Genomic DNA, 5964 nt, shown 5'->3' on the forward strand with positions numbered 1-5964 from the left:
GTCATCGGCGGCATCACCACCGTCGTCACCGCTGGTCTGATCCTCTGCGCCGCCGGAGGCTGCGAATCCGGAGCCTTCCAAGCAGCCGGCCTCGCATGCGCAAGATCAGGCGTGTGCCTCCGCGCCGTCTCCGGAGCCATGACCGCCGGAGGCGCCATCAACAGCGGCTACGGCGCCGGAGAACTCCCCAGCGGAGCGATGGGGAAAAGCGGATCATGGCTAGGAAGACTCTTCTGTCGAAGCAGCTTCACACCCGGCACCAAAGTCCTTATGGCCGATGGAAGCAAAAAGAACATTGAGGATCTACGCGTCGGCGACAGGGTTTTGGCGACCGACCCCGAAACCGGGGAAACTAAAGCAGAACCCATTCTCGGTACCATCACCAGCAAGGGGGCCAAGAAACTCGTCCAGATCAGCGTTGATGACAAGGCCCCCGCGCTGGCCTGGATGACGGGCAGAGAACTCAGATCTATCTCCGCCAAGTTGCCAGGGCCAAAGCCATTCAAGGGTAAAAGCGGAGCGCTCGTCGCTACTGACAAGCACCCCTTCTGGGTCGCTGGCAGCATCAACACGTGGATGAACGCGACCGACCTCAGACCCGGAATGTGGCTTCGCACCAGCTTCGACACTTACGTCCAGGTCGCCGCGACCAAGCATCGAACCACCCACTATCAGCGCGTTCATAACCTCACGATCGCCAACGCCCATACATACTATGTGCTGGTCGGTGAAACGCCTGTCCTCGTTCACAATGCCGACTCGGACTTGCCGCCTATCATCAAAGAGGCGATCGAGAACCAGACTTTCACGCCGCGCACGAAACCTGATGGTACTCCAGACATCTTCGAGGCCCGCAACGGCACTCCTGGTAAGATAGCGCGCAAATGGGGCGGATCACAAATTTATGACGTACCCGGAGGTGGCAATAGCTATCGAATCATGATCAACGGCTATGGTGATATTGGTTGGGTTTCCGGACATAACTACAAGAAAATTAATCTCTACAAGCCCCCGGCGTGCTGACAAGATTATCAGACGGAGAACTAATGGTGGACGACCTTGATGGTCTGAGTGTGCAACAGTTCACAGAGGAACTCCAGGCGGCGGGCTTCGAGTTGCTTGCGGCTCGATATGAAGCTGCCCTGATTCCGGTCCAGGTCGCGTGGGCCGCAACAACTTGTAGCCCTGGAGAGGGAGGGAGGCGAGACGTAAGTTACCAGCTTGACGATCCAGATCTCGTCGATAACTTAAACTCCATGTGGGCTCAAATGGCGACGGAGGTCGGCCTGTTCGACCATTGTGGCAAATTCTTGCTCTCTGTTAACTCCGAGAGCTCCGAATTGCTGGAGCCTCACTGGGCCCTTGTTGCTAGGATCGGGGATCCTGATATTGCGGGGATTGGTTCAGCGAGTGGTATTTTTGGGTTTCGTCAAGGCTATATCGAATTCGCAGCAGCATCCCTTGATGGGCGCGCCGTAATTAGAGGAACTTTGTGGCAGTCATCTGCTGGCCTTCTTGGCCTGAATGATGCTCGTAGCTCTGTCCGGTTGCGGGAATACGCCACCGGTCTTGTGGAGCGGCGAGTATTAACTGTAGCGGAGCAGGCTCAGGTGTGGCTGGGTTCGGGGGGAGCGTAGGTTGGACTCCATCGGACTCGCCTAGAGGTTGTCCGTAATGATGGCCCAACCAGGCTTAATTGGTGTTGGCGGGTGTGGTGATGAGAGTGAGGCCTGTGGTGGTCATGCAGCCGTCGATCATGTCGGGGTGGTGCGGGTCTGGGTGGTGATGATTGGCGCGATGCGCTGAATACCTACCTCGATTCCGGTGGTTCAGTAACATCCGATTCATAAGTTGCAGCGTACTGATACGGCGGCTGTAATTTGGGTCCTCGTCACCGGTGACGAACCCGGCCTGGACGACAACCAATGGGACGGCTTCTGCCGAACCATCAACTCCAACGCACAAAGCCTGTGCCACCACAACCCCTTCACCGGAAACGACACCACCGATTCCGGCCTCAAATAAGCCCTCGTCATCGGCGGCATCACCACCGTCGTCACCGCTGGTCTGATCCTCTGCGCCGCCGAGGCTGCGAATCCGGAGCCTTCCAAGCGGCCGGCCTCGCTTGCGCCCGCTCCGGCCTATGCCTGCGCGCCATCTCCGGAGCCATGACCGCCGGAGGCGCCGTCAACAGCGGCTACGGCGCCGGAGAACTCCCCACTGGAGCATTGGGAAAAGCGGATCATGGCTAGGAAGGTTCCAACCCCCTAAGATCACGGTTAACAGGCACGGCCAGTTGACCAACGGTCGATACACGCTCGACTCGGCCGGGATGGTCCCACATGTAGATGGCACGCCAGGGAAGAGTCAATTTGGCTTCTATGTGAACTCCGGAAAGGCTACACTGGACGCAGCTGCTTATGCTGATCGGCACGCTCTCTGGGTGGAAAGCAAGGCTAAAGTGCCGGTCGCAAATGGCATTGCCGGATATCTCGGTGACGGGACGCCGACCAACTGGATAAACGTATACCGCACTCGGACTGGTTTTGTTCACGGATCGCCAGGGAGTCCAGGGTGACAAACAGCATCGAAGATGCTCTCCATCGCGCCTTATTGGTTGCCGGTACTTGGTCTGCTTTAACTGCCCAGTCGATGGCTTCCGACCTCGCCCGCGATATGTCGGCTGAGGTCGATTGGGACGAAAATGCAGGGGAAACTTGGTTGCGTGTCATCGCGGGGAAGCAGGTTGTCGGTCTGATTTCAACCGTACTGCCGTTTGCCTTTATTCAAGAGAATACAATGGCCAAGGAGGAGGGTATGGTGATCGTGACAGTTGACGATTTCAACTACCCTCAATTGTCCTGCTCTCTCTCGACATTAAATAATGCATTTGATGTACCAGAAAGGCTTCAACTGCTCGATCTGGAGAAGTTTTCTGTAAACGATTTGTGGTATGCAACTGTATAATTGATTTCCCTCACGTGCTTGTACCGCATTTCGAGGATCTACGGGTCGGCGACAAGGTCTTGGCAACCGACCCTAAAACCGGAAAGACCAAGGAAGAACCCGTTCTCGGCACTATCACCAGCAAGGGAACCAAGAACCTCATTCAGATCAGTATCGACGCCAACGCCCCCGCACTGGCCTGGATGTCGAGCCGCAGCATCAATCTCTCCCCCTCCAAGCTCCAGGGGCTTAAACAAGCCAAAAACGGCATGGTCATATCCACAGGTAACCACCCCTTCTGGGTCGCCGGTGACATCAACGCCTGGGTTGAAGCCGCCGAGCTCAAGCCCGGCATGTGGCTCCGTACCAGCGCCGGCACCTACATCCAGGTCACCGCCACCAAACGCTGGACCACCAAGCACCAACGCGTCCACAACCTGACCATCGCCAATCATCACACCTACTATGTGAAGGTAGGGACCACAGGCGCCCTCGTCCACAATGCAGGGCCATGCGGCAACTTTTCGTCGGCCCAAAATGCATTTTCCCACTGGAAGAAGCACAAGGGAGAGTTTCCTGAGCTATACAATTCATTGGAGTACCTCAAGGCGGCAAGACAATTCACTAGCAAGCCACCGACGGGGACATTGGTGCGGATACGTGGGAATGGAGACCGAGTGTTTTTTAATCCACGTAGCAATGATTTCGCGGTACGTACAAAGGATGGGATCATCCGTACTTACTTCCGTCCCAATCCGGCCCAACATGGATTCCGGAACAACCTGGAGTACTTCCGTGCCCAAGCCGCATGACGAGATCTACAGGTGTCGCGTGTGCGGCTTTCCGCGGGTGGAGCCACCATGGGGGCTAGATGGGCACACGCCATCCTTTGAGATATGCTCATGCTGCGGGGTGGAATTTGGCTATGAAGACGCCACATTGGAAGGAATCCGACAGTATCGGAGAGAATGGCTGAACTCCGGACAAGAATGGTGGGATTCAACGGCTAAACCTGATGGTTGGGATTTGGAAGGTCAACTTGCCGAGATACCAGATGAATATCTCGATACCTCGTGATTAATCTGGTCTACCGGTCTGGATCTCCTGCAGGGCGGCCGCTTGAGCTGGTGATACAGCGAGGGCTGGTTCTTCTTCGCGACCAGGATGAAGTGGGTGTTGTTGTCCTCGACAGGGAAACGGGCGTAGTTGCGCTGGGTGTGCAGGGCAACGGCGGTGACGACGGTGTCGGTCGGGTCCAAGGGCCGCAGCAGCGGTTCGAACGCGGCAGCGACTTGGAGAACGGAACAGCGTATACGACTAAATGCGTGCTGCCCCAACGCAGGCTGTCGACGACATCTTCTGACTGCGAATTGTCGATCGGGGGAGTTGAACTGCCTAATGCGGGGACGGCCGGCTGTTGCCGACCACCAAGCCGAGGTTCGGCGATGCTGGCCAATGATGCTGGGTCGAGTAGGCCGCCGACGCGCTGCGCTGCATGAAACGCCTGGTCGATGATGCTCTTCCCGCGACGGCACCCTGAACACCATCGATTCCGCCACGTTGACCGCGCCAAGAACGTATTCCGGTCCGTCGCCCGCCTGGGCCGTCCAAGCGACCAGATCTCGTGCCTCCGATCTGGAGAAGGACCATAACGCGCAGGCCCGCCGGCTGCTGTGTCACGACGACCACCTGCGGTTCACGGTGGATGCCCGGGTGCCGTTCGACGACAATCCGGCCAAGCGCGAGGTTCGAATGATCAAGATTGGAAGAAGGTCTCAGGCTGTCCTGCGCGCCCTGGCAGGCGCCGAGCAGTTCTGCACCGGTCACCAGGTGAAGAAGTCGAATTCTCCGTTGCGGACGCCGGCGAGGAAGGCTTGCCATTCGGCACGGGTGTAGAGGATGACTCCGGCGTCGGGGCGGTGGCTGTGGCGGACGGCGACGCGGTCGGTGCCGTCTGTGAGGGGGCCTGCCTCGACGCAGTTGCCGCCGTTGTCGGGGCTGAAGGTGCTGATGTGCCAGGCGACGTCACTACGCTGCTGTGAAGTGAGAGCGTCGTCGGCCTCTGGCTTGTTCACTTCCATTCCTCTGCAATCTTGGAGATCAGAGCGGTGGACTCGGCCTGCCCGAGGGCCAGGCGCTCATGTCCAACATACGTCTGGATGAAGCGGTCGCTTTGAGGGGGTTCGGCATTGATCGCACCTGCCATTGTCTCGGTGTAGCGACCTCTGGGAAGGGAGCGGGCAGCTTGAAGATCGTAAACGTGCCATAAGTGCCGGCCGGTGTGCCCGCTCGGAACGGAAGGACCCAAATGTCCACGGTGGGCTTGGCCGTGCATTGCGCCAGGTGGCGGAGCTGTGCGGCCATGATCTCGGAGTCGCCGATCTGGCGCCGCAGGACGGCTTCGTCCAAGACGGCGGTCAGTTGGGTCGCCTCTTCGGCCTCCAGGACCGTCTGACGGTGCATTCGGAGTTCGTGCCAACGGTCGACCTGGTCGGGCGTGGCGTCCGTGTCGTTGGTGCGGATCACTGCTCTTGCGTACTCGGGGGTCTGGAGCAGGCCAGGGATCACGATGGCGGCGAACGAGCGGATGCGGTCTGCTCGTGACTCCAGCCAGGCGTAATCGATCAGCGATCCGACCACGTCGGCGGCGTAGCCGTCCCACCAGCCCTTCTGCCAGACGTCCTGGCTGAGCGCCATCAGCGCCTCGCGTCGCTGCCGGTTCGAGACGCCGTACAGGTCCAGGAGTGCCATCAGGTCGGGGCGGCGGATCGGGTAGAAGCCCGACTCGAACCGGCTGACGGTCCCTGGGTCCCGCTGGAGGTATTCGGCAACCTCCTTGATCATCAAGCCGCTGGCGTCGCGCAGTTCGCGTAGTTGCTGCCCGAGCCACTGGGAGCGCAATGTCGCTCGTTGTCGTTCGGCCACGCTGACCGCAACCGGCGGACAGCGGCTATCGGGGATCAAACTGCTGGACGGGTGGCTACGCCCCCGCCAAGCCCAGGTGCCCGGCCAGACAGG

Annotated in this window: 8 protein-coding genes; 5 read left to right on the forward strand and 3 right to left on the reverse strand. The window is 59.0% G+C overall.

Annotation, left to right across the window (positions count from 1 at the left end; genetic code table 11):
- The 4 genes from ACGFIS_RS37325 to ACGFIS_RS37340 form a co-directional block, all read left to right on the forward strand.
- Nucleotides 1–1023 (forward strand): polymorphic toxin-type HINT domain-containing protein (locus ACGFIS_RS37325; RefSeq protein WP_392913510.1); only part of this gene is annotated, 1023 nt, incomplete at its 5' end.
- Between the two features lie 23 nt (nucleotides 1024–1046).
- Nucleotides 1047–1637 (forward strand): hypothetical protein, encoded by a 591-nt coding sequence (locus ACGFIS_RS37330; RefSeq protein WP_392974002.1) that lies wholly within the window; start codon nucleotides 1047–1049, stop codon nucleotides 1635–1637.
- A gap of 937 nt (nucleotides 1638–2574) precedes the next feature.
- On the forward strand, nucleotides 2575–2967 hold the full coding sequence (locus tag ACGFIS_RS37335; protein ID WP_392913506.1) for a hypothetical protein: 393 nt from the start codon (nucleotides 2575–2577) through the stop codon (nucleotides 2965–2967).
- 14 nt (nucleotides 2968–2981) lie between these two features.
- Nucleotides 2982–3758 (forward strand): polymorphic toxin-type HINT domain-containing protein, encoded by a 777-nt coding sequence (locus ACGFIS_RS37340; protein ID WP_392913504.1) that lies wholly within the window; start codon nucleotides 2982–2984, stop codon nucleotides 3756–3758.
- Between the two features lie 222 nt (nucleotides 3759–3980).
- Here the strand turns inward: ACGFIS_RS37340 and ACGFIS_RS37345 are convergent, their stop codons facing one another.
- The gene (locus ACGFIS_RS37345; protein ID WP_392913502.1) at nucleotides 3981–4205 is read right to left on the reverse strand and encodes a hypothetical protein; all 225 of its coding nucleotides are present in this window, start codon (nucleotides 4203–4205) and stop codon (nucleotides 3981–3983) included.
- Nucleotides 4206–4506: 301 nt separating this feature from the next.
- On the opposite strand from ACGFIS_RS37345, the gene ACGFIS_RS37350 reads away from it, so the two are divergent.
- Nucleotides 4507–4842 (forward strand): transposase, encoded by a 336-nt coding sequence (locus ACGFIS_RS37350; RefSeq protein ID WP_392913500.1) that lies wholly within the window; start codon nucleotides 4507–4509, stop codon nucleotides 4840–4842.
- Here ACGFIS_RS37350 and ACGFIS_RS37355 read toward each other — a convergent pair.
- Nucleotides 4770–5021, reverse strand: coding sequence for a DUF397 domain-containing protein (locus ACGFIS_RS37355; RefSeq protein WP_392913498.1), 252 nt, complete (start codon nucleotides 5019–5021; stop codon nucleotides 4770–4772). The genes ACGFIS_RS37350 and ACGFIS_RS37355 overlap by 73 nt on opposite strands.
- 25 nt (nucleotides 5022–5046) lie before the next feature.
- Nucleotides 5047–5964, reverse strand: a 918-nt coding sequence (locus ACGFIS_RS37360; RefSeq protein ID WP_392913496.1) for a helix-turn-helix domain-containing protein, incomplete at its 5' end; no start/stop codon positions are given.

The sequence above is a fragment of the Spirillospora sp. NPDC048824 genome (assembly GCF_043198455.1).
Taxonomy (GTDB): Bacteria; Actinomycetota; Actinomycetes; order Streptosporangiales; family Streptosporangiaceae; genus Spirillospora.

Bases quoted from the DNA above. Each gene is read 5' to 3' on its own strand.
- ACGFIS_RS37330 (WP_392974002.1), top strand. From the start codon at position 1,047: ATGGTGGACGACCTTGATGGTCTGAGTGTGCAACAGTTCACAGAGGAA.